The sequence below is a fragment of the Amycolatopsis pithecellobii genome (genome assembly GCF_009707865.1).
Lineage (GTDB): Bacteria > Actinomycetota > Actinomycetes > Mycobacteriales > Pseudonocardiaceae > Amycolatopsis_E > Amycolatopsis_E pithecellobii.
The window spans coordinates 1-23,430 of sequence record NZ_WMBA01000081.1 but is presented as its reverse complement, the minus strand read 5'-3'; the positions used below and the strand labels follow the sequence as shown (position 1 = coordinate 23,430).

Below are 23,430 nucleotides of genomic sequence, written 5' to 3'. Positions count from 1 at the left end.
TCACCCGTCGGGGCGGCCGGTCCAGCGGGGGATCCCGGTCTCGATCCCGAAGAGGTCCAGTGCGCGCCCGACCGTGTGCGCCACGATGTCCTCGACCGACTCCGGCCGCGGATAGAAGGCGGGTACCGGTGGCATGATCACCGCGCCTTCCCGCGTCAGCGCGGACATCAGTTCGAGATGCCTGGCCCGTAACGGAGTTTCGCGCACCAGCAACACGAGCCGTCTGCGCTCTTTGAGCATCACGTCCGCGGCTCGGATGACCAGCGAATCGTCGTAGCAGTTCGCGATACCGGACAACGTCTTGATGCTGCACGGTGCCACCAGCATCCCGTCGGTGCGGAAGGACCCGCTGGCGATGGTGGCACCCAGGTCGTTGTCGGAGTACCGGACATCGGCGAGGTCGGCCACGTCGGCTGGGGACAGGCCGGTCTCGGCGGTGATGACGGCTCGTGCCGAGCGGGTCATGACCAGGTGCGTCTCCACATCGGGGAACGCACGCAACGCGGTGAGCGCATGGATTCCGTACTGTGCCCCGGAAGCTCCGGTGATGGCGACGACGAGGCGGCTCGGCTCAGTCAACGCCATCTCCGGTCGCGTCGCGGCGACTCAGCTCCACGAGATAGCGATCGAGCTTTCCGGGGTCCTTCGGAGCCGTCCTCATCCGTGCGTGCCGGTCCCGGTCGGTGGCGGGCGCGGTGGCGTTGATCCCCATTTTCGCAGTCGTTCCCGCGGAAGAGGGATCAAGGCTGCTTCCCCGCGCGCCGGGAATGATCACGACGTCGCGATCGGCTTGCACCCGGGTGGCCATCGCCCAGCCGACCTGTTCGTCGTCGAATATGTCCACGTCGTCGTCCACGACGATCGCGTGTTTCACGGTGGTCAGCGCCCCCAACGTGATCAGCAGGGCGTTGACCCCCACTCCGGGGCCGGGCGCGCGCAACGCCACGATGGCGTGCAGCCGGCACGAACCCGCTTCGGTCAGCCGAACCGAGGTGACGTCGAAGTGTGCCTCGCGGAGCGTCCTGAGCAGCGTCGCTTCCCGGGGAATCCCGCCGAGGAGGAAATGTTCCCTGCCGCCGGAAAGAATGGTCTGGAACACCGCATCCGGTCGGTGCCGGCAGGAGAGCACTTCCACCAGTGGCGCCGAGCCCGCCGGCCCGTAGGTCCGCGGGAATTCGCCGAACGGTCCCTCCTGCACCCGCTGGTTCGCCCGGAACCGGGCCTCCAGCACGAATTCGGCCTCGGCGGGCACGAGCAGCCCCGAGCCAGGACATGGCGCGACCGGCAGCGGCGTGGCCCGCAGCGCACTGGCCACTTCGAGATCATCGATTTCGCGGTCCGCCGGCGCCTGGCTGGCCAAACCCAGCAGCGGGTCCACGCCGACCACGATCGCGAGGTCGAGATCCTGCCCCCGGCTCTCCGCCTCGCCGAGAATCCGGCGAAGCCGCCCAGGAAGTACCAGCACACCGAGCCGGCGGTCACCGACCACCTGCATCCGGTTGATCGACAGGTTCGTTTTCCCACTCACCGGATCACGCACAAGCACGAGGCCGGCGGTCAGGTAGTAGCCCGCGTCGTGCTCGTGCTGCACCGTGAGCGGAAGCCGGGACAATACGTCGCCGTGCAGCCGGTGCCGGAAAACGGGCGCCTGCGCGGCGTCGATCACGGTGCAGGGACGTGGTTCGCGCAGCGCCTGCGCGTACCGTCCGGCCAGCTCCGCCGGTGCGCAACCCGCCGCGCGTGCCAGCGCATCGCGGCCCGGCACCAGATTTCCGGCCAGCGGGAATTCGCTGCCCTCGACATCGGTGAACAACACGGCCGAACTCCCGTCGGCGTGTTCGAGGACGGCGGCCACATCCTGGTCCGGAGTGATCCGGGAACGGACTTCGCCGAGCTGACCGTGCCGGCGCAGGTCATCCAGCCACGCGCGGAGATTCACCCGAACACCTGCCCGCCGTCGACGATCACGGTCTGCCCGGTGACGAACCGCGCCACCGGCGATGCCAGCCAGGTGACCGTGCCGACGAGGTCGCCGGGCGTCATCGGGCGGGCCAGCGAACGGCTCTGCGCGGCGGAAGTGAGGTAGCCGGGCGAGTTGAGCACCCGGGTCGACTCGTTGTCGACCAGGCCGGGGGCAACCGCGTTGACCCGGATTCCCCGCGGGCCGAGTTCTCGTGCCGCGGCCTTGGTGATGCCCTCGACCGCGGCCTTCGACGCGACGTAGTGGAGAAAGCCGGGTGCACCGGTGCGGGCCACGACCGAGGAGATGTTCACGATCGCACCACCCCCGGCTTCCGTCATGACCGGTGCCACCGCCTTGATCCCCTGCCACGTCCCGCGCGCGTTCACCGCGAGGACGTGGTCCCATTCCTCGATGGTGATATCGGTCAGCGGGCGTTTGCCGGCGATTTCCGCGTAGACAGCCGCATTGTTGACCAGCACGTCCAGCCGGCCGAAGCGGCTGAGCGAGTGCTCCACGATCCTCGCCCAGTCCGCCTCCGACGTGACGTCACCGGCGACGCCCGTCCCGTCGTCCCAGAGCGCGCCGGGCAGGTCCACCGCGACGACATTCGCCCCCGCCACGCGGAAAGCCCGCACGTATTCGGCCCCGATCCCTTGGGCGGCACCGGTGACGACGACCGTGCTGCCGGGCAACGCCTCAGCACCACCCGGGTGAGAGGTCATCGACGGTCCTCCACGGCCCGGCGGATGCGGTCCAGACCCTCCTCCAGCACGTCGTCGGGTACGGCGTAGGTGATGCGCACATGCCCGTCGCCCCGGTCGCCGAACGCCGTGCCGGCCACCACCGCCACCGAGTGGTGATCCATCAGATGGTCGGTGAACTCCTGGGCCGACATTCCGGTGCCCCGGATATCGGGAAACACATAGAACGAACCGTCCGGAACCGGGCAGCTGACCCCGGGCAGGGCGTTGAGTGCGGCGACGGTCCTGTCCCGCTTGGCGCGCAACCGGTTCAGGATGCCCGTCCGGTGTTCCTGGGGGCCGGTCAGCGCGGCGAGCGCGGCCAGCTGGACGAACGCGGGGACGTTGGTGACCGAATTCTGCTGGAACACGTCCAATGCCGTGATCAGCCGTTCGTCGGCGACACACCAGCCGATCCGGAAGCCGGTCATGATGTAGGTCTTGCTGAAGGTATCGACCACAATGGACTGTCCGGCCATCCCGTCCACGGCCGAAATCGTCTGATGGGCGGCGGGGCTGTAGACCATATGACTGAAGATCTCGTCCGAGATCACCCGGATTCCGTTCTCCAGGCACAGCTCCGCGAGCTTTTCCAGTCCGGTCACGACGAGGCCGTTCGGCCGCTGGGGGCTGTTGATGATGAGCAGTTTCGTCCTGGGCGTGATGCTTTCGCGCAGGCCCTCGAGGTCGAACTGGAAACCGGGTTCGGCGAGCGGGGCGTATTTCACCTGTCCGCCGGCGTAGGTGATCCAGAATTCGTCCGGCGGGTAGCCGGGATTGGGGAAGATGACCTCGTCACCGCTGTCGACCAGGGTCAGCAGACTCTGGGTGAGCGCGTGCTTGGCGCCCATCGTGACCAGGACTTCCGACCGCTTGGTGGGCCGCCCCCGGTTGGTCATCTCCTCGGCGATGGCGTCACGCAGCTCCGGCAGGCCGGGGCCGGGCACGTAGCGGACGTGGCCATCTCGCAGTGCCCGCTCGCAGGCGTCGATGATGTGCGGGGCGGGCCGGAACTCTTCGCCCTGGAAATCCCCTTTTTCCAGATGAATTATTCGCCGTCCGGTTTCTCGCTCCAGTTGTTCGGCGCGCCGCATCGACGCCCACTGCTTGGGCAGCACGAAATGCGATGTACGGCTGGACAGCCCGGTGAAGGAATCGCGAATTGACAGTGACACTGCTCGATCACACTCCAGTGGTGACGTTTCACGTGCTGGAAGATCTCGCCGATATTGACGGGCGATCTGATCGTTCGACGATGTGATGGTTCAGCACCGGGGGCAACCGCGTCAAGGGCAAGAAGGGTGGCTTTGACACAATAAATCTCTGCGTCCGAACAGGTGAGAAGAAAAGGGAAATCGGGCCGGGGTGAAAGGGAAACGAGAAAAAGGTTCTCAGCGCGCCTGGTGCCGGTACCCTGGCTCCGCGCCGCGAGCGGGATCGATGTGCAGGATGTCCCGGACGTGCAGTGCCAACTGCAGATCGAGCCGGGTGTCGGCGATCTTGAGGTCGCGCTGTACGAGGTGCTCGATGCGGACCAGTCGCTGCCCGACGGTGTTGACATGGACCGTGAGTGCGGCGGCGGCTTGCGCTGTCGAGAAACCGGCGCGTAGCCAGGCGCGGAGTGTGGTGACGAGCTGGGAGTCGCGGCGGGCGTCCTGGTCCGCCAGCGGTGCGATGAGCTGGTCGGCCAGCCGTTGCAGGTATGCGGGCGGGGTATCGGCCATCAGCATGAGCCCGAGGACGGACAGCTCCCGCAGATCCGCCAACCCGGCGAGACCCGCATTCGCCCGCAGCTGCGCCGCCCCCTGCGCCGCCCGATAGGCGGGCGGTATGTCTTCGAGACAGTGCACGGGCGGGGCGATGACGATCGAGACCGGCGATGCGGTGGTCTGCTCGAGCTGGTTTCGGACGCCGTCCAGTGCGGCCCCCAGATCGCGGATCTCCGGGAGCAGCAGGACGACGTCGTCGCCGTTGGACGACGCGAGGATCTTGGTCCGGACGGCGTGCTGGACGCGGCGAGACACCGTCGAAAGCTGCTCACCGATGCGCTCGCCTCGCACCACCACCACGTTCCGGGCGTTTTCCAGGCTGAACCCGAGGGCGTTGCCTCGTTCCAGCAAGACTCGGGGCCGGGCAAGGGCCGCTCCGCGGAGCACGTCGGAAAGCAGGTCGCCGGACAGGCGTTCCTCGATCTCCAGTGCGTGCCGGGCGGTGAGCAGCTCGATCCCGGTGACGAGGGCGAACTGTTCGACAAGCCGCAGCCGCGTGGTGTCCGGGATGGCCTGGTCGCCGACGACCCACAGCCGTGCGGCCACTTCCCCGCCGATCATGACCCGGGTAACCCACCCTTCGGTACCGGCGAGCGAAACATGCTCGGTCACATCCGCCGAGTGGCGGTCGGTCTTCGGGCGGTGCTCGGCCAGCCGTTGCGGCAGTGCCGGGGCATCGCCGGCCGCGGAGGAAGCCAGGATGCGGCCGTCGAGGTCGGTCACCGTGACCGATGCGGCGAGGATCTCGGCGAGGGCGTCGACCAAGCCGTCCATCCCGGCTTCGGCCAGGACGAGCTGCATGAGCCTGCGGTGCTGTTGCTCGGCCCAGTCGCGGCGCGCCCGATAGCGCGCGGTGTGGATCGCCGTTGCGGTCTGTTCGGCGAGAAGCTCCGTCAGCTCGACGTCGGCGGCACCGTAGCTGCGCGGCGCGGTCGAATACCCGACGAGGACACCGATAGGGCAGTCGGTTCCGTGCAACGGCGATGCGACGAGGCTCCGATAGCCCTGCATCGGGGCCAGCCCGAGCCGCCCGTAGGTCTCGGATTCCCGTGCGACATCGGAGATCATGATCGTCACGCCGTCGCGGACGGCCCGTGCGGCGGGGGAGTCGGTGTCCGGCGCGGCCGGCCGGATCTGCAGGAAGCTGTCGTTACGCAGCCGCTCGATGTAGTCGTCACTGAGCCCGGACCACCCGATGACGTCGAGCCGGTTGGACGCCTCGTCGGCGAGCATCACCGCCGAGAGATCGAAGCCGATGAGTTCGCGGGCCAGATCCGCGATGCGGGTCAGCACGGTTTCCAGCGGGTCGCCCACATTCACCGAACGCGAAATCTCGGACACTGCCCGCATCCAGGTCCGCAGTACTGGAACGATCATCGTCATTGATTTGCTCCCGCGGTCGCGTTCTTCAGCATAAGCGGCGAGACACGCCGAGCGACAGGTGAGCACACACAATTCCCGGCGTAGCCATGTGTGCACACACATGGACCGGGTGGTCTTCGGGTGCGAGGCTTTCCTCGCGAGATCGACCGCGCAAATCCATGGAAGGCCGGTAAATGACCACGATCGAGAAGCGGGACCGCCGGTATGTGGAGGCGCTCTGTCAGCGCTATCGCCGGTGGGGCGCATGGGGTGCGGATGACGAGCGCGGCGCGCTCAACTTCATCACCCCCGAGATCCTGGTCCGGGCCGTCGCGCTGGTACGCACCGGCAGGATCGTGTCCTGCGCGCTGCCCTTCGACGAGAACGGCCCGCAGTCCGGCCGGTTCGGCGGACGGCACAACCCGATCCACGCCATGTTGCAGGATGGCGGGGATATCGCGTTCGGCGCGCAGGACCACCTCGACGAGCTGCGGTTCACCGACGACAGCGTGACCATGCCGCTGCAGTGCGGCACCCATTGGGACGCGCTCGCCCACATCTTCCACAAGGGACGGATGTACGGCGGTCACGGCGTCGAATACGTCACCAGCAAGGGCGCCGCCCGCAACGGCATCGAGAAGGTCGCCGACGGGATCGCCGGCCGCGGGGTGCTGCTGGACATGCCCCGCTACTTCGGCGTCGAATGGATGCGGCCGGGCCACGCGATCACCAGCGAGGATCTGGCCGGCGCGTCCCGGCAGCAGGGAGTCGAGGTCCGAAGTGGAGATATCGTCCTGATCCGGACGGGGCAGATCGCCCAGGCCCGGGCGGAGGGCACCTGGGGCACCTACGAGGCCGGCGACGCGCCAGGCCTCGGTGTCGACAGCGCTCACTGGATCTACGAGAACGAAATCGCCGCGGTCTGCACCGATACGTGGGGAGCCGAGGTCCAGCCGAACGACACGGATGAAGTTTTCCAGCCACTGCACCTGATCCTGCTGGTCAACGCCGGAATCCACCTCGGCGAGATCTTCGACCTGGAGAATCTGGCCCAGGTATGCGCCGGGGAGGGCCGATACGAGTTCCTGTTCGTGGCGCCACCCCTGCCGATCACCGGTGCGGTGGCTTCGCCGGTCCACCCGCTGGCGATCTTCTGACAACCGCTGCAGGGGCCGCATGACAACGTCGAACCGAAGGGACAACGGTGACGAGAAGTAGCTGGAAAAGCGAAGTCCGCGACAACATGCGGATCGACTGGGACGTGCCGATCGAGATGGATGACGGCGTGCTGCTGAGGGCCGACGTTTTCCGTCCGGTCGGCGAGGGGAGATTCCCGACGATCGCGAGTATGGGCGTTTACGGAAAGGGACTGCCGTTCCAGGATCCGCCGTACGACAAGCTGTGGGAGCAGATGTGCGCCAAGTACCCGGACGTCCCGAAAGGATCGACCAACGCCTACCAGAATTGGGAGGTGGTCGACCCGGAAAAATGGGTGCCCGAGGGGTATACGGTCATCCGGATCGATTCTCGCGGTGCCGGCCGATCCGAAGGGCGGATGGACTGCTTCACCGATCGTGAGGCCAAGGACTACTACGACTGCATCGAGTGGGTCGCGGAGCAGGACTGGTCGAACGGAAACGTCGGACTCGCCGGTATCTCGTACTACGCGTCGAATCAGTGGCAGGTCGCGGCACTCGCGCCGCCGGCGCTCAAAGCGATCTGTCCGTGGGAGGGGTTCAACGATATCTACCGTGAGGCGCACCGCCACGGCGGGATTCTGTGTACCTTCCCCGGGAAGTGGTTTCACAAGCAGGCCACCATCGTCCAGTACGGGCTCGGTTCGCGAGGACCGGTCAATCCCCTTACGGGTCAACAGGTCTGCGGTGACGAAGACCTCGGGGACGACCAGTTGTCCGCCCGGCGCGGGGACATCGCGGCAGAGGTGCTCGAGCACGAGTTCGACGACCGGTACCACCGTGACCGGAGCGCGGATCTGGCCAAGATCACGATCCCCATTCTGTCCGCGGCCAACTGGGGCGGGCAGGGCCTGCACACCAGGGGCACCCTCCGCGGGTTCACGCATTCGGCCAGTGACAAGAAATGGCTCGAAGTGCACGGACGGGAGCATTGGACGCTCTTTTACACCGATTACGGAAGGCAGCTGCAAAAGCGGTTCTTCGATTACTTCCTGAAGGACGGCGAGGGCGATTGGGAGCACCAACCGCCGGTTCTGCTTCAGGTCCGTCACCCGGGTGAGCACTTCGTCGAACGGGCCGAGCACGAATGGCCCTTGGCGCGCACCGAGTGGCGGTCACTGCACCTTCATCCCGCGGACGGGCGGCTCTCGCCCGAAGCCCCGCGGGAGGAGCAAACCCGGTCGTATGCGGCGTTGGGCGAGGGATTGACGCTGTCCACAGGTCCGTTCGAGGAGGAGACGGAGCTGACCGGCCCCGTGGCCTGCCGGCTCTGGATCGCCTCCGACACCGAGGATGCCGACATTTTCCTTGCCTTGCGGTTGTTTGATCCGGATGGCGAGGAAGTGCTCTTCCACGGGGCCAACGAGCCGAAAGCGCCCATCTCACTCGGTTGGCTCCGGGCCTCACATCGGAAGCTCGATGCCGAGCAGAGCGAGCCCTGGGCGCCCTACCACCCGCACCGTGAACGGGAAATGCTGGAACCTGGGCAGGTGTACCCGCTGGACATCGAGATCTGGCCGACGTCGATCGTGATCCCGGCCGGCTACGAGCTCAAACTCACCATCCTCGGCCGGGACTTCGAGCACGGCCTGCCGGGCGCGATGTCGCACCTCGGGGTCGAAATGCGCGGCACCGGATTCTTCTTGCACGACAACCCCAGCGACCGGCCGGCGGAGCTGTTCGACAACACGGTCACCGTGTTTTCCGGGCCCGGGCACGACTCGTTTTTGCTGGTGCCGGTCATACCGGAGAAAGGGTAAGCACATGCAGGCATCCATCGCGAGCCGGCTTTCCGTCAACGAGTTCATGTGGCCGGATTCGTCCTTTGAGGACGACCTCGAGACGTGCCGGCGAGCCGGGATCCGCGGGATCGGGATCTGGGAGGACAAGCTGGGCAACGGCCGTGACGAGGAGCTGATCGAGCTGTTCGGCCAGTCCGGGCTGCAGGCAACCGTCTGCGCGCCGACGGCGCCGACCATCCTGCCCTCGTCGTTCTTTCCCGGCCCGTCGGACCCACAGGAGCGGATCGAGCAGCTGGTCGCCTCGATCCATCGTTTCAAACCCTTTGCCCCGGCGCAATTTGTCACCATCACCGGCACGGACGACTCGCTGAGCAAGTCCGAGCAGCGAAAGATCGTCGTCGACGGTTACCGGCGGGCGGGCGTCGCGGCCGCCGAGATCGGTGCGGTGATCGGGATCGAGCCGATTCGCCTCGCGGACGAGTCGATCATCACGACGGTCGCCGAGGCCGCCGATCTGGTCGCCGAGATCGGCCTGGAGAGCGTCGGCATCATCTGGGACGTCTGGCATCACTGGGATTCGCCGACCGTGCTGGAGGACATCAAGTCCTACGCGCACCTGTTCACGGTGGTCCAGCTCGGGGATTGGCCGGACCGTCCTCATGCCACCGATCGGGCGATCCCGGGTGAGGGAGTGATACCGCTGGATCGGATGTTCGGCGCACTGGAGTCGGCCGGATACACCGGCTGGTACGACCTCGAGGTGTTGTCCGAGCCGCCCGCCGATGACTCGGTCCCCAAGATCGACAACGACGAGATGCTGAGGCGTTGCCGGCGGGGTGTGGAGGCCGCTTGGTCGAAGGCGGGGAAATGATCCAGCACGTGCTGCTTTTCTGGTTCAAGGACGGTGCCGGGCCGGACGAAGTGAAGGCGGTGCTCGACGGCATCTCGCGGTTCACGGACATCCCTTCGGTGGAGACGGTCGCCGTGAGCGAGAACCGCGGTGACCCCGCGCTTTCCGATCCGTTCACCCACGCGGCAATCCTCACCTTCCGCGGAATCGCCGAGCGGGACGCCTTTTTCGCCGACGAGCGGCATGTCGCCCTGCGACGCCAGGCGATTCCGCTGTTCGGCGAACTGAAAACGATCAGCGTCGAAAGTTAGGACTGGCTTTGGAAGAATCACGATTGGCCGAACTCGCGGCGCGCTTGCGCATCGCCGAGGCCGACCGCACCCCGGTTGAGCCCCTGACCTCGGACGTTCCTGAGCTGACCGTCGCCGACGCATATCGCATTCAGCAGCTCAACGTTCGCGCGCGGGTGAACGACGGCGACCCGATCCGTGGGCGCAAGATCGGCCTCACGTCGGAGGCGATGCAGCGTCAGCTCGGCGTCGACGAGCCCGATTTCGGGGCGCTGTTCGCTTCGATGATCGTTGAGGAGGGCGACGAGGTCCAGACCGCTGAACTCATCCATCCGCGCGCCGAGGCGGAGATCGGCTTCGTGATGGCGGAGGAGCTGAAAGGGCCGGGAGTCACGGCGATCGACGCACTCCGGGCCGTCGCCGGGGCGCTGCCGACGATCGAGGTGATCGACAGTCGCGTCACCGACTGGAAGATCGCGATCCAGGACACGATCGCCGACAACGCTTCCGCGGCCAGGGTGATCTGCGGCGCCCGCCTCACTCCGCTCGCCGACGTCGACCTCCGGCTGACGGGAATGGTGTTGCGCCACAACGGGACGGTCGTCGCGACCGGTGCCGGTGCCGCCGTGCTCGGCAACCCGATCCGCTGTGTCGCCTGGCTCGCGAACAAGCTCGGGGAGTTCGGAGTCGGATTGCGAGCGGGTGATCTGGTGCTGGCCGGGGCACTCACCGCCGCGGTTGCGGTGGCCGCCGGGGACACCTTGACGGCGGATTTCGCCGATCTCGGCTCCGTGACGACCAGATTCGCCACGGAGGAAAACGTTCACAAGCCGCTCGAGGAGGAGTAATGGCTGGTCGGTTGGCGGGCAAGGTCGCGGTGATCACCGGAACGGGCCGGGGCATGGCCCGGCAGGTCGCGCTGCGATTCGTCCGGGAGGGCGCGTCCGTTGTCGGTTGCGACATCGATGCCGAGGCGGCCCAGGAAACGTTGGAGATCGTGCGGGCGGCGGGTGGACGGATGGAATCGCTGCATCCGCTGGACCTTTTCGACGAAAAGGAGGCGCACCGGCTGCTCGAATTCGCTGCGGAACAGTTCGGCGGCGTCGATATCGTCGACAACAATGCGATGCAGCTACGCCTCGGCCCGGTCGAGGACATGAGCCTGGCGGACTGGCAGCTCACCATCGACAACACGCTCACGGTGCCTTTTCTCGTGTCGAAGCACGCCATTCCTCACCTGCGTGCCCGGGGCGGCGGGAGCATCATCTTCATGGGCTCGGCCGTCGCGGCGCCCATCGGCGCCGGTTATGCCGGCAACCTGCCGCTCCTCCCGGCTTATGCGGTCGCGAAAGCGGGTGTCCTCCGGCTCACGGTGGCGCTCGCGAATGAGCTGGCACCGTGGAAGATCCGGGTCAACGCGATTTCTCCCGGCTGTGTCGCGACTCCCAATGGCTTGTCGTTCTACGGGCAGGAGGGCAGTGAGCCACGCCGTGTGGTGGAGAGCGCTCTGCTCATCCCGGAAATGACCGCGCCGGAAGATATCGCCGACGCCATGGTCTTTCTCGCCTCGCCGGAGGCGTCGTTCGTCACGGGCCACAACCTGGCCGTCGACGGCGGTTATGTGGCATCCGGAGCCGCCGGCCCACAGCGGCCCGAGGACGTCGCCGCCTATGCGCCCATCATGGCCGAACTGGCGGTCGTCGATCACTGGCCGACCACCGGCGTACGCCCGGCTTGAGGGCCCTGGGCACCCGGCCCACACCGATCGCGGTCGCATTCTGTGTGTTCACACATCGCTTTCCCGGGTGCGGCGGGCAACAATTTCCGCACGTGACTCGATTTCATTCCCGTGTCCGTTGGTTCTCAGCGAAGGAAAGGACACTCCTATGGTCCCCGACAGCGACGTCGGATCGTCCAGGTCTGTGGTCACCCCAGTCTCCACGCGGCGGGCGGTAGCGGACCGGGTTCCGCTGCTTTTGGCGCTGCTGCTCAGCACGGGCGTCGCTACCGACATTCAGAGCGTGTCGCTGTCTCCGATGGTGGCGACGATGACCACCGACCTGTCGCTCAGCAGCGCACAGGCCAGTTGGGCACTGACCGTCTTCATGCTGGCGGGTGCGATGGGAGTCGGCGTCACGTCCCGGCTCGGAGATCTCATCGGGCATCGCAAGGTCCTGCTGCCGATGCTCGCCGTGGGTTTGCTCGGCGCCGCACTCGGGGCGTTGGCGAACGGCTTTCTCATGCTGGTGATCGGCCGGTTCCTGATGGGGCTGGCGGTGGCGACCCCGCTGGGGTGGGGGCTGCTGAGGGCCAGGGCGAGTGCGGACCAGATCCGTTCGGCGGGGTTGTCGCTCGGTACGACGATCTCGATCTTGACGCCGCTTTCGCTGCTGCTCGGCGGTGTGCTGGTCAGGCTCGGCACGAGCTGGCAGGCCGTCTTCTGGGTCACGGGCGCGGCTTACCTCGCGATGCTCGTCATCGCGCTGTGGGCGCCCGAGACGCCGGAATCGGCGCGCGCCAGGGTGAAGCTGGACTGGCCCGGCGCGATCGGGCTCGGGATCTGGCTGGGCGCGCTGCTGCTCGCGATCAGCGAGGGGAACTCCGCGGGATGGGGGTCGGCATACATCCTCACGCTGCTGGCCGTGTTCGTGGTCGTGTTCGCAGGCTGGCTGCTTCAGCAGCGCCGGGCGCCGGCACCCCTGATGGACTTCCGGAACATGGACGTTCGGCAGCTGGTGTCCGGTTTTGTCGCCATGTTCACCATGATTGTGGTGTCCTTCGCCCTCTACATCCTCGTGCCGGTCATGCGGCAGGCGCCGGTGGCGACCGGGTACGGCCTCGGTGCAGACCTCCTCAAGTCCGCCTTGCCGCTGATCATGATGCTGCCGGGTTCGTTCGTCGCCGCGGCGCTGGGCAATGCCTTGTTGAAGCGCGGGGGCCCGCGGCTGCCGATCGTGACCGGTGGGCTGGTGACAGTGGTCGCGTTCCTGGGGATGAGCCTTTTCCGTGCTGAGGCGTGGACGGTCTACCTCTGGGTGTTCCTTTACGCGGTCGGCGCCGTCATGTGCTTCAACCTCGGCTGGTCGATGGTGGCCGCCTCGGGTCGCAAGGACAACACATCCATCATGTTCGGCGTGGCGACCGCCGGGCAGATGGTGACCGCCGGGATCGTCAATGCCGTGATCCTCGCCGTCCTGAACGTGGGCGCGAGCACGTGGCCGACCGCATCGGTCTTCGGCTGGCTGTACGCCGGCGTCGCGATCGTCGCACTGGTGTTCTTCGTCCTCTTTGGACTGTCCGTGGTCCCGAGGAGACTCGAGGACCGGCACGCCGTCAGCTGAACCACCCCGCTTTGGCGCCGGTGCACGACATAGGCCGTGCACCGGCGCCAAGATCAATGCCGTCGTGGTCCACTCTTTCCGCTCTCGAGGCCGGGCCGCTCAGGTAATCTCGTGATGTGGAACTGGGGGCCGGTCTGGACCGGGATGCGGACGTACGAAGATATCGGCGCACCCGGAATCACTATTTCGGGATCTTTCTCGTTTTGCTGATCGCGTCCGGGGTGGTTCTCGGCGGGGGGATCTCCGGCTTGCTCGGTGAGTCACCGGTCGAGGTGAACGTCATCGGTGGCCTGACGGTGATTTTCGTGCTGCTCGCGCTGCCGGCTGTCTTCACGGCTGTCAAGGCCGTGCAGTGGAACAAGCGGGTCAAGGAACGGCTGGGGGCGACCGGTACCCCATCTCAGACCTGGGTGCCGGCTGGTCCTGGCGAGACGGTCGATGGCGACGTCGACCTGCCGGCGCAGGTGTCACGCCTGGGAATGCTCGCGTTGCGGTCGACAGGCGTCATGGTGGTGTTCGCCGGCCTGCTGGTGGGCGGGATCATGGCCGGCATCCAGAGTTCCCATGAGGGGGAGGAACTGCTGCAAACCGGGGCGCGGGTCACGGGCACGGTGGTGTCGGTGGCGGAGCCGGCCAAGAGCAGCTGGACGATCACCGTGGACTACCCGGTGGGTGCCACGTGGCGGAAGGCCGACATCAGGCTGGAGACGAAGCGCGAATTCGTGCCGGGGCAGGAGGTGCTCGTGATCTATGACCGCGAGGATCCCGGCCGCGTTCGCACCCCGTTGGACGACAACACCGGCGACGTGCAGCTGTCCCTGTTCGTGGAACCGATGCTGGCGGGACTGGCCGGAATTCCGTTCGGGGCCATGGCCATGGTGCGCTGGGCCCGGCGGTACCGGGCGGTGCGGCAGAGCGGCTGGCATGCTGCATCGGTACTGGTGGCCCCGGGAGGACGGATATCCGCGCGCTATGTCCGGGGTGGTGAGCTTCAGCTGGATGGTGTTCTTTCGACCCACCGGGCAGCGCGATTCGCCACAGGAGAACCACGAAAGGCTTGGATCGGCGGCGAAGCGTCGACGATGGTCGTGCTCTTTTCCCGTGAGAATGGCAAAAAGCCGTATGCGGTGCCTGTGCGAGCGGCGGCCCCGCTGTCGCCGGCTCGCCGGGTCGCACGCCGCCGCCGAGCGCGAGGACATCGCGGCCCAGCCCGATAATCGGCGGGCTCAGTCCTCGCCGAACAGGTGCTCCAGCAGCCAGTCCATGCTCCGCTGGATGTGCTTGTCGAGCAACGCGCCGGCTTCACGCGTCTTCCGTGCGGTCGCCAGTTCCATGAGCTCGCGATCCTCCGCGATGACCTCCTCGGCCATGTCGGCGACAGGGGTACCGGCCAACCGCTGGTAGAACTCGGAACTGCTCATGAGCGTCCGCAGGTAATCGAGCAGCCGGGGGCTGCCGCACGCCGAGCCGAGCGCGTCATGGAACTCCGCGTGCGCCCTCACCCATTCCTCCGTCGGGGTGCCGTCGTCGTCCAGTCGAGGCGTGTGCTCGAGCACGTGATGGGCGGAGACCACCTGTCCCTGCCACTGCAGATCGCCGAGGCGGATCGACTTTTCGAGGGCGCGCCCGGCCAGCAGCTTCAACAGCTCGGAAATCTCGAGGAGGTCGGCGCGCGATACGTCGACCACCCGGAACCCACGGTTCGTCTCCAGCGCCACGAGATGGTGCTCGACGAGCCGGGTCAGGGCCTCCCGGACGACGGACATGCTGACCTCGTACTTCGCGGCGAGAGCCTGCAGCCTCAGCGGGCTGCCCGGCTGTAGCGTGCCGCTGAGAATGTCCCTGCGCAGGCTGTCATGGACCATCTGCGCCCGGCTCGCCGACGACTTGGTCGCGGCCATCGCACCTCCCCGATCTTCTGGCACAAGCTACCCCAACTCTGGTATCAATCGCCAATACGCAGATTTTCGTTAATCTCTTGACTTAACGAAAGATTCGCGCTGTGATGGTCCGCAGTGGAGAGGAACAACATGAGCAATGACGCAGGTTCCCGGGTGTTCGAGGCCGATGTCCTCGTCATCGGTTACGGCCCGGTGGGGATGACCGCCGCGGCTCTGCTCGCCCAACAGGGGTTCGACGTCCTCGCGATCGAGAAGCACCCGCGCCTGTTCGGCTTGCCGCGCGCCGGTCACCTCGACGGGGAGACGCTGCGGACTTTTCAGGGTCTCGGCATCGGTGAGCAGGTCGAGATCGCCGCCCGCGCCATCGCGGATTTCCGGCTCGTCGACGCACAACGAAAGCCGCTTACGAGCCGGTACCTCGGTGAGGACGGCCACGGCTGGAAGCCCGACTACATCTCCTTCCAGCCCGAAATCGAGACGCTCATCGACGGCGCGGCACGAGGATTCGGTGCCCGCGTGGTGATGGGACTCGAAGCGACCGGCCTCGCCCAGGACGCCGATGGCGTCACCGTGACCGCCCGACATCGCGAGGAACCGGACGCGGAACCGGTCGTGATCCGCACCCGATATGTGCTCGGTGCCGACGGCGCGGGTAGCTTCGTGCGCCGCGCGCTCGAGATCGAACTCGACGATCTGGGCCTTTTCCCGAACCCGCATCTGGTCCTCGACATCGAGCAACTCGACCCCGATCGGGATCTCGAATCACTGCCCGAGGTGGCCCAGGTGCTCGACCCCGCGCGGCCCGTGCTCGCCGGTCGCTGGAACGGAGCCCGCTGGTCGCGCTGGGAGTACACGGCGCTCGAAGGGGAGAGCCGCGAATCCCTGGAGCGGGAGGACTTCGCCTGGGGCCTGCTCGCCGAATGGGGCGTCACCCCGGCGGACGCGATCATCATCCGGCGCGCCGTCTACGACTTCCGCAGCACGGTCGCGAAGCAGTGGCGGCGTGACCGCGTCCTCCTCCTCGGAGACGCGGCGCACACGCAACCCCCGTTCATGGGCCAGGGCATGCTTTCCGGGATCCGGGACGCGGTGAACCTGAGCTGGAAACTCGCCGCCGTGCTGCGAGGCCAGGCGGACGGCAGCTTGCTCGACACGTATCAGACCGAGCGCGCGCCGCATGTCCTCGATCTCACCCGCCGTTCGATCGCCACCGGACAGTTGGTGACGATGACGGACCCGGTCGCGGCCTCGGCCCGCGACGAGGCGATCCGGGCGGGGACGATGCCGCCGCCCGCGATCTTCCCGCGGCTCGGTGCGGGCATCGTGACACCCGCCGGTGCACCGGCCGCGATCGAAGCGCTCGGCGGCGATGGCCGGCCGGGGCTGCAAGCGCGGGTGGTCAACGCCGGTGTGGTGCGAAAACTGGACGACGTGGTCGAACGCGGGTGGCGCATCGTCTCCAGGCACCGCGTGGACCGCGCGATCTTCACCCCGGCGCAGCGCCGTCTTCTCGACCGGCTCGGGATGCGGTTCGTGCATGTCACGCGGGGCACCGCGGACGGCGCGCTCATCGACCTCGACGGCGACTACGACCTGTGGTTCCGGGGCAACGGCCGCAAGGCGTACCTCGCGCGGCCCGACCACTACGTCTTCGGCACCGCGGAAAAAATCGACGACCTGCCCGCGCTGGTCGACGAGCTCGCCGGCAGCCTCGCCGCGGCGGGCTGGCGCACGAACACCCCACCATTCACGGAGGAATGATGAATCTTTCGGACAACTCTGTTCCGCAGCAGTGGACCACCGGCCGGCCGGTGGTGCTCGGCAACGTCCACGTGATCAGCATGGACGCCGGGATCGGTGATTTCGTCGGGGACATCGTCATCGAAGGCGACACCATTCGCGACCTCGGTCCGCGGGCCGGCCGGCCGGGCGACGCGCTGGTGATCGACGCCGGCGGGGCGATCGCGATCCCCGGGCTGATCGACGGACATGTGCACGCGTGGGAGGGGGCGCTGCGCGGGGTTTCGCCCGACAGCGACTTCATGACCTACATGAGCCTGACGCATGGGAAGCTGGCCCCGCTGATGACTCCGGAGGACGTCGCCATCGGGCAGGCCCTCACCGCCGCGCGAGCCCTCGATCAGGGTGTCACCACGATCGTCGACAACAACCACAACGTCCGCTCGGCGCAGCACGCGGAGGCTGCGATCGAGGCGTTGCGCGCCGCCGGTATCCGGACCGTTTTCGCGGCCGGTGTGGGCATGGGCCAGCCGGACGAGCACCTTCTTCCGTTGCTGCTCCAGCTGCGCACCGCTTATGACGACGACCTGACCCGGATCCGGCTGATGCAGGCCTTTCCCACGGTGGAGGGCTGGAAATTCGCGGTCGAGCACGGACTGGGTGTGGTCGCGGAGATCGGCGGCTGGGTGGAGGATCTCGACTCCTATCTCAACAGTGGCCTGCTCGGGCCGTCGTTCACGCTCGACCACTGTGCCGGGTTGTCCGGGACACAATGGTCCCGGATCGCGGACTCCGGCGCGGCGGTCGCGGTGGCGCCGCGTTCGGACCCCCACTACGGGCTCGGTGTCGCGGCTCCCGTGCTCCAAGCCGAGCGAGCCGGTGTACAGGTGGCGCTCAGCAGTGACAACGAGTTCGAGTACGGCTCCCACCTTTTCGAAGAAATGCGTCAGCTGATGAGCGCGCAACGTGGCGCATCGTTCGCGGCGACGCAAGCGGGTGAGGCGGATGTGCCGCGTCCATGGGGAGTGCGCGACGCGCTGCGTGCCGCCACAGCCGGCGGTGCGCTGGCAGCCGATTTCGCCGGTCGTATCGGTGTGCTCAAGCCCGGTGCGAAGGCGGATCTGGTGTTGCTGAGCACCGAGCACCTGCGCCCCATCGCGTCCGAACTCGGCGCGGCGGTGAGCTACGCGACGGCCCGGGACGTGCAGACGGTCGTGGTCGACGGCCGGCTGCGTAAGTGGGCGGGGGAGCTGGTGGACGTCGACTGGCCCGCACTCGTGCGTCAGGGCGAAGACAGCCGCGACCGCCTCTTGGCGAAAGCGGGCAGCTCGGTCGAGGAGTTGCGGTTCGAAGGCCAGCTGGTCCTCGACTAGCTCACCGGCAAGCTCGCCCATCCGCATCGCCCGCGGGGAGCCGGAGGATCAGACCGACGAGTGCCCGCCAGGTCTCTTGCTGTTCATAAAGCTTGAAGTGAGAAAGGACTCTCAATGACTCTGTTCCGCATTGACGCCAGCATCCAGACGGAGGGCTCCGCCACCCGCGAGATCGGTGACATCGTCGAGCAGGAGTGGCTCGCGGCCCGCCCCGGTGACCCGGTCCAGCGGCGCCATATCGGTGTCGATGTCCTGCCCGCGGACGCATGGGGTACCGCCGTCAGCGCCCGTGACCTTCCCGATGCCGAACGCACCCCGGCGCAGAAGCAGGCCGCCGCGCTGGCCGCCACCCTGGTCGACGAGCTGCTCGCCGCCGACGCGCTCCTGTTCACCGTGCCGCTGTACAACTACGGCGTCTCGCAGCATTTCAAGACCTACGGTGACCTGGTCTGGACCGATCCGCGTGCGCACGGGCAGCGGTTCCTCGAGGGCAAGAAGGCCGTGCTGGTGACGGCCCGCGGCGGGGCGTACGGGCCCGGCACGCCGCGCGAGGGCTGGGATCACGCGACGCCGTTCATGCGCCGCATCCTTGCCGACGTGTGGGGCGCCGAGCTGACCGTGATCGAGCGCGAGTTCACGCTCGTCGGGGTGTTGCCGGACTTCGACAATTTCACGGACCTGGCCGCGTCGATGCGGGCACAGGCGTTCGCGGCGGCCCGGGACGCGGGCAAGGCGCTCGCCGCCGCCTGAGCATGGCCGGGACCGGTCGGCGGCGCGCCTGGATCGCGCGGCTACGCCCGCAGAGCGAGGTCGGGATCGACCAAGCAGCAGGCCCCCGCTCGCTCGCCGAGGATGCCGTCGCGCGCGTCGGTGCGGACCCGGTGCGCTGGGCGATCGAACTGAGTTCCGCTGTCGTACGGCGAATCGTCGACGGCGTGCCGGCCCTCGGCGGTTACCCGGCCGCCATCGAGCTGCTCCGCCGGGGCAATGAGGCGACCACCCTTGGAGCGCTGGTCGCGCTGGTGGAAGGCCCGGCGGCACGCCCCGCCGAGGCGACCCTGGAAGGCATCCGCGAGTTCGTGCACCGGGCCGTACCGCTCGAAAAAGTGTTGCAGGGCCTCAGAATCGGGCACGCCGCCACGACCGAGGCGGTCTTGCGAGCCTGTGCCGAACTGGTCGACCCGGAGGTGGCGGTCGAGGAGGTCACGGCGGCCTCCCGCGAGCTGTTCTCCTACGTCGACGACCTTTCCGACACCATGATCCGCACCTACCTCGCGGAGCACGAGGTGTGGAGCACCAGCGCCGCCGCGGCACGGGCCGATATCGTGCGTTCCCTGCTGGCTGATGCGACGACGGCCGACGTCAGCCAGACGTCGCGCGCTCTCGGCTACGACCTGCGCCGAACCCACGAAGCGGTGGTGGTGTGGTCGGATTCGCCGGACAGCAGTTCCCGGCTGCCGGCGGCGGCGATCGAGGCGCTCCAGGCCCGTGGCGCCACCACGACGCTGGTCGTCCCCGTGGCCTCAGGACGAGTGTGGGCTTGGGGCACCGGCACGGGCCCGGCGAGTTCGTGGGAAACCATCTCGGAAGCGCTGTCACGGCAACGGATCCGAGCGGCTTTCGGCACCCCCGTGGACGGCATCGCGGGCTTCCGCCGCTCTCACCGCGAAGCCGAGCGCGCGGAGAAACTCGAGCTGCTGCGGCAGGAGGCCGGGCGGGTTCCCCGGCCTGTCACCGCCTACGCCGACGTCGCCGTCATCGCGTTGCTGGTCAATAATCTCGAGGCGGCCGGTGAATTCGTGCGGCGGGAACTCGGTGGGCTTTCCGCACGCAGCACATCGATAGCGGCGCTGCGGACCACCCTGTACCACTACCTCGCCGCCGAGCGCAGCCTGGTGGAGGTCGCCCGGCGCTTGCACGTGGCCAGAGGGACCGTGACCTACCGCGTGAAGCGGGCCCAGGAGGTGCTGGGACACGACCTGGACGAGCGCCACTTCGCGCTCTACAACGCACTGGCGCTCGCCGAGGAACTGGGCGACCTGGTGCTCGAGGTCAAAGGTAGCCCGGGATCCTGAGCCCGCAGACCAAGCGATCGCATCCGGAGCCGGGCTTTACTTCGAGTGCCCCCGTACGAACCCTCGGAGTGACGATGAGCATCATCATGGACGCCCCCCGCACCACCGACGCCGCGCGCACAGTGCGGGCCGGACTCGTCGAGCGTGCCGCCGCGTTGCGACCGCTGCTGGCCGGTAACGCCGAGCGCACCGACCGCGAACGCGGGGTGCCCGACGAGAACATCAGCGCACTGGCCGGGGCCGGCCTGCTCGCACTGACGCGGCCCGCCCGTTACGGCGGTCTGCAGACCGACTTCCGCACCCTGCTCGAGGTCAGCCGTGAGGTCGGTCGTGCCTGCGGCTCCAGCGCGTGGGTGACCACCTTGCTCAACGCCAGTGGGTGGTTCGCCGGTCTCTTCTCCGCCGAGGCCCAGGACGACGTCTGGGCCGGCAACCCCGAGGCCAGGGTCGCCGGCGTGGTGACCCCGTCCGGCACCGCCCAGGTGGTCGACGGCGGGTACCGGGTGAGCGGGAGCTGGCTCCCCGCTTCCGGCTGCGCCCACGCCGACTGGGCGGTCCTCGGCGTCACCAGGCCGGACGCCGAGGGTACCCCGGATGGGGTCGGCATCGTGCTCGCCCCGATGGCGGAGCTCACCGTCGAGGACACCTGGTTCGTGACGGGCATGCGCGGGACCGCGTCCAACACGCTCGTCGGCAAGGACGTGTTCGTGCCGGCGCACCGCTTCCTTTCCGTCCCCGACGCCATCGACGGCCGCTACGCCACGCCTTTCACCGACGAGGTGCTCTACCGGGCGCCGTTCGTGCCGGCCGCCGCGCTCGCGCTGACCGGGCCGCAGCTCGGGTTGGCCGCCGCCGCGATCGATATCTTGGCGGAGAAGGCCCCGCGGCGAGGTTTGACCTTCACGAACTACACCTCCCAGGCCGAGGCACCCACGATCCAGCTCGCCGCGGCGAAGGCGGCGTCGCTCGCCGACTCCGCCCAGCTGCACGCCTACCGGGCGGCCGCGGACCTCGACGAGGCCGCGCAGGCCGGGGTGTACCCCGATTACGACGCCAGGGCCCGGATGCGGATGGACGCCGGGATGGCGGCGATCCACGCCCGTGAGGCGGTCCGCCTCGTGTGCTCGGCCCAGGGCGCTTCGAGCTTCGGCGAGTCCAACCCACTGCAGCGCATCTGGCGCGACATCGAAGCCGGCAGCCGGCACGGCATCCTCAACCCCGAGGTGGCGGCCGAGATCTACGGCAAGTCGCTGTTCGGTATCCGCGGCACGGTATCCGACCTCGTCTAGAGGTCAATCGATGGCGAGCACCACCTTGCCGAAGCGGTCTGGTGCGTCGAGCCGGGCCTCGGCCTCGACCACGGCGTCCAGTGGGAAGACCGAGTCGATCACCGGGCTGAGTGTGCCGTCGGCCAGCAGGGGCAGGAACTCCGCCACTTCGGCGAGATTCGAGGCGTGGCAACCGAAGACGGAGATTTCCCGCCGGTACAGGCTGGACAGGTCCAGCTCCGCCGTCCTGCCGGTATGCGAGCCCATGCCGACCAGCCGGCCGCCGTGGCGCAACGACAAAATGGACTTCTGCACGGTCGCCCGCCCGACCGTTTCGTGCACGAGATCGGCCCCGAGCCCACCGGTCAGTTTGCGCACCGTCTCAGGGAAATCCGGTTCGGCGCGGTAGTTGATGACTTCGTCGGCGCCGAGCGCACGGACCTGTTCCGCCTTGCGCTCGGTACCGGTCGTGGCGATCACCGTCGCGCCCAGCGCCTTCGCGACCTGCACCGCCGCACTCGCGACCCCGCTGCCCGCGCCGACGACGAGCACCGTCTCACCGGGTCGCACCTGACCGCGGGTCTTGAGCATGTGCCAGGCCGTCATATACGCCAGCACGCCGGCGGCCAGCTGCTCGTGGCTCAGCCCGGCGGGGGCCGGAATGACGCTGCGAGCGGGCACCACGATGTACTCCGCATAGGTTCCGTCGAAATGTTCCCCGACGAACTGCAGGCGGGCGCACGCATTGTCGTGGCCACGACGGCATTGTTCGCACTCGTCGCAGGTCCTCATCGGATTGATCGCGACCCGGTCTCCCACGGCGAACCCGGAAACGCCGTCGCCCAGCGCGGCGATCTCGCCCGCGCCCTCGACCCCGAGGATCATCGGAGGCGGTGGCGCTTCGGGAAACCGCCCCTCCCTGACCAGGATGTCGGCACGGTTCAGCCCGCCGGCGCGCACTCGCACCAGTACCTCGCCCGCACCCGCCTCGGGAGCCGGGACCTCCGCGATCTCCAGGACCTCAGGTCCGCCGAACGCCGTGATTCGCGCTGCCCTCATGGTTCTCCTCACGATTCGATAGGTGTCAGAACGCGCGGTGGTACTGCTTCGGCCACGACTCGCGAGGTTCCGCGTCGAGGGCGCGCAGTGCCCAATACGGGTCGCGCAGGGTGGCCCGCCCGACGAGGATCGCGTCCACCAGATCGGGAATTGCTTCATCGAGGTGGTGCGCTTCGGATACCAGGCCCGAGGCCGCTATGTGAACCCCCGCTTCGCGGAAGCGGGGGCCGTATCGGGCGTTGTGCAAGGGTTCGGCCGCGCGCGAGGCATCGGGGATCAGCGCCCCGGATACGAGGTCGATCAGGTCGACGCCGGCCGCGCCCATCCGGGTCGCGACGGCGACCATGTCGTCCACCGTAAGGCCCCCGTCGATGAGGTCCGTGGCGGGCAGGCGGACGAGGACCGGTTTGCCGTCCGGCCAGCCCGCGCGCAGGGCTTCGACCATCTGGACCGGAAACCGCATCCGCCCCTGCAGGTCGCCGCCCCACTCATCGGTGCGATGGTTGGCCAGCGGGGAGAGGAACTCATGGAGCAGATATCCGTTGGCCCCATGGAGTTCGATGGCTTCGTAGCCCGCGTGGTGGGCGTTGCGGGCGGCGCGTTCGATGTCCTCCAGAATCCTGGTTCCGTCCTTTGTGGACATCTCGGTGGGGGTGGCCAGCCCGGCGAAGGGGATCGGGGAGGGAGCCAGTGGCTGCCAGCCGCCTTCGCCGGGGGGGGTCGGGGTCCGGGTGCCGGTGTTGTCCCAAGGCGCGCGGTGG

General features: G+C 67.9%; 21 protein-coding genes. 13 read left to right on the top strand and 8 right to left on the bottom strand.

Annotation, left to right across the window (positions count from 1 at the left end):
- From GKO32_RS33775 to GKO32_RS33755, 5 genes are all read right to left on the bottom strand, one after another.
- Window positions 1-579 carry a UbiX family flavin prenyltransferase gene (locus tag GKO32_RS33775; RefSeq protein WP_246245136.1) on the bottom strand — a complete coding sequence of 193 codons (579 nt, stop codon included), beginning with the start codon at window positions 577-579 and terminating at the stop codon, window positions 1-3.
- Window positions 572-1,939: a UbiD family decarboxylase gene (locus tag GKO32_RS33770; RefSeq protein WP_166459811.1), complete on the bottom strand. Its 1,368-nt coding sequence runs from the start codon at window positions 1,937-1,939 to the stop codon at window positions 572-574. Before GKO32_RS33770 ends, GKO32_RS33775 begins: the two co-directional genes overlap by 8 nt.
- Window positions 1,936-2,685 carry an SDR family NAD(P)-dependent oxidoreductase gene (locus GKO32_RS33765; protein WP_154760981.1) on the bottom strand — a complete coding sequence of 250 codons (750 nt, stop codon included), beginning with the start codon at window positions 2,683-2,685 and terminating at the stop codon, window positions 1,936-1,938. Before GKO32_RS33765 ends, GKO32_RS33770 begins: the two co-directional genes overlap by 4 nt.
- Window positions 2,682-3,878 (bottom strand): pyridoxal phosphate-dependent aminotransferase, encoded by a 1,197-nt coding sequence (locus tag GKO32_RS33760; RefSeq protein ID WP_154760980.1) that lies wholly within the window; start codon window positions 3,876-3,878, stop codon window positions 2,682-2,684. The genes GKO32_RS33765 and GKO32_RS33760 overlap by 4 nt, the downstream gene beginning before the upstream one ends.
- A 216-nt stretch (window positions 3,879-4,094) precedes the next feature.
- Window positions 4,095-5,855 carry a helix-turn-helix domain-containing protein gene (locus GKO32_RS33755; protein ID WP_166459810.1) on the bottom strand — a complete coding sequence of 587 codons (1,761 nt, stop codon included), beginning with the start codon at window positions 5,853-5,855 and terminating at the stop codon, window positions 4,095-4,097.
- Window positions 5,856-6,028: 173 nt separating this feature from the next.
- On the opposite strand from GKO32_RS33755, the gene GKO32_RS33750 reads away from it, so the two are divergent.
- The 8 genes from GKO32_RS33750 (at window position 6,029) to GKO32_RS33715 (ending at window position 14,470) form a co-directional block, all read left to right on the top strand.
- Window positions 6,029-6,991: a cyclase family protein gene (locus GKO32_RS33750; RefSeq protein ID WP_154760978.1), complete on the top strand. Its 963-nt coding sequence runs from the start codon at window positions 6,029-6,031 to the stop codon at window positions 6,989-6,991.
- Between the two features lie 47 nt (window positions 6,992-7,038).
- Window positions 7,039-8,790: a CocE/NonD family hydrolase gene (locus GKO32_RS33745; RefSeq protein ID WP_208024629.1), complete on the top strand. Its 1,752-nt coding sequence runs from the start codon at window positions 7,039-7,041 to the stop codon at window positions 8,788-8,790.
- A 4-nt stretch (window positions 8,791-8,794) separates the two neighbouring features.
- On the top strand, window positions 8,795-9,643 hold the full coding sequence (locus GKO32_RS33740) for a sugar phosphate isomerase/epimerase family protein (protein WP_154760977.1): 849 nt from the start codon (window positions 8,795-8,797) through the stop codon (window positions 9,641-9,643).
- Window positions 9,640-9,933, top strand: coding sequence for a Dabb family protein (locus GKO32_RS33735; protein ID WP_154760976.1), 294 nt, complete (start codon window positions 9,640-9,642; stop codon window positions 9,931-9,933). Before GKO32_RS33740 ends, GKO32_RS33735 begins: the two co-directional genes overlap by 4 nt.
- 23 nt (window positions 9,934-9,956) lie before the next feature.
- Window positions 9,957-10,760, top strand: coding sequence for a 2-keto-4-pentenoate hydratase (locus GKO32_RS33730; protein WP_246245134.1), 804 nt, complete (start codon window positions 9,957-9,959; stop codon window positions 10,758-10,760).
- Window positions 10,760-11,650, top strand: coding sequence for an SDR family NAD(P)-dependent oxidoreductase (locus GKO32_RS33725; RefSeq protein WP_154760974.1), 891 nt, complete (start codon window positions 10,760-10,762; stop codon window positions 11,648-11,650). Before GKO32_RS33730 ends, GKO32_RS33725 begins: the two co-directional genes overlap by 1 nt.
- Window positions 11,532-13,253: an MFS transporter gene (locus GKO32_RS33720; protein ID WP_154760973.1), complete on the top strand. Its 1,722-nt coding sequence runs from the start codon at window positions 11,532-11,534 to the stop codon at window positions 13,251-13,253. The genes GKO32_RS33725 and GKO32_RS33720 overlap by 119 nt, the downstream gene beginning before the upstream one ends.
- 116 nt (window positions 13,254-13,369) lie before the next feature.
- A complete protein-coding gene (locus GKO32_RS33715) occupies window positions 13,370-14,470 on the top strand; it encodes a DUF3592 domain-containing protein (RefSeq protein ID WP_154760972.1) in 1,101 nt (366 codons plus the stop codon).
- Between the two features lie 9 nt (window positions 14,471-14,479).
- On the opposite strand, the gene GKO32_RS33710 is transcribed toward GKO32_RS33715, so the two are convergent.
- Entirely contained in the window at window positions 14,480-15,154 is a 675-nt protein-coding gene (locus tag GKO32_RS33710) for a GntR family transcriptional regulator (protein ID WP_154760971.1), read from the bottom strand.
- A 129-nt stretch (window positions 15,155-15,283) separates the two neighbouring features.
- Between GKO32_RS33710 and GKO32_RS33705 the strand changes: the two genes are divergently transcribed.
- The 5 genes from GKO32_RS33705 to GKO32_RS33685 all read left to right on the top strand — a co-directional run bounded on the left by GKO32_RS33705 (window position 15,284) and on the right by GKO32_RS33685 (window position 21,631).
- Window positions 15,284-16,915, top strand: a complete 1,632-nt coding sequence (locus GKO32_RS33705; protein ID WP_154760970.1) for a bifunctional 3-(3-hydroxy-phenyl)propionate/3-hydroxycinnamic acid hydroxylase — start codon at window positions 15,284-15,286, stop codon at window positions 16,913-16,915.
- A complete protein-coding gene (locus GKO32_RS33700; protein WP_166459808.1) occupies window positions 16,915-18,267 on the top strand; it encodes an amidohydrolase family protein in 1,353 nt (450 codons plus the stop codon). Before GKO32_RS33705 ends, GKO32_RS33700 begins: the two co-directional genes overlap by 1 nt.
- A 114-nt stretch (window positions 18,268-18,381) precedes the next feature.
- Window positions 18,382-19,017, top strand: coding sequence for an FMN-dependent NADH-azoreductase (locus tag GKO32_RS33695; protein ID WP_154760968.1), 636 nt, complete (start codon window positions 18,382-18,384; stop codon window positions 19,015-19,017).
- 2 nt (window positions 19,018-19,019) lie between these two features.
- Window positions 19,020-20,342, top strand: a complete 1,323-nt coding sequence (locus GKO32_RS33690) for a PucR family transcriptional regulator (RefSeq protein ID WP_154760967.1) — start codon at window positions 19,020-19,022, stop codon at window positions 20,340-20,342.
- Window positions 20,343-20,416: 74 nt separating this feature from the next.
- The gene (locus GKO32_RS33685) at window positions 20,417-21,631 is read left to right on the top strand and encodes an acyl-CoA dehydrogenase family protein (protein ID WP_154760966.1); all 1,215 of its coding nucleotides are present in this window, start codon (window positions 20,417-20,419) and stop codon (window positions 21,629-21,631) included.
- A 3-nt stretch (window positions 21,632-21,634) separates the two neighbouring features.
- On the opposite strand, the gene GKO32_RS33680 is transcribed toward GKO32_RS33685, so the two are convergent.
- The gene (locus GKO32_RS33680) at window positions 21,635-22,669 is read right to left on the bottom strand and encodes an alcohol dehydrogenase catalytic domain-containing protein (protein WP_154760965.1); all 1,035 of its coding nucleotides are present in this window, start codon (window positions 22,667-22,669) and stop codon (window positions 21,635-21,637) included.
- 25 nt (window positions 22,670-22,694) lie between these two features.
- Window positions 22,695-23,430 (bottom strand): oxidoreductase (locus GKO32_RS33675; protein WP_154760964.1); only part of this gene is annotated, 736 nt, incomplete at its 5' end.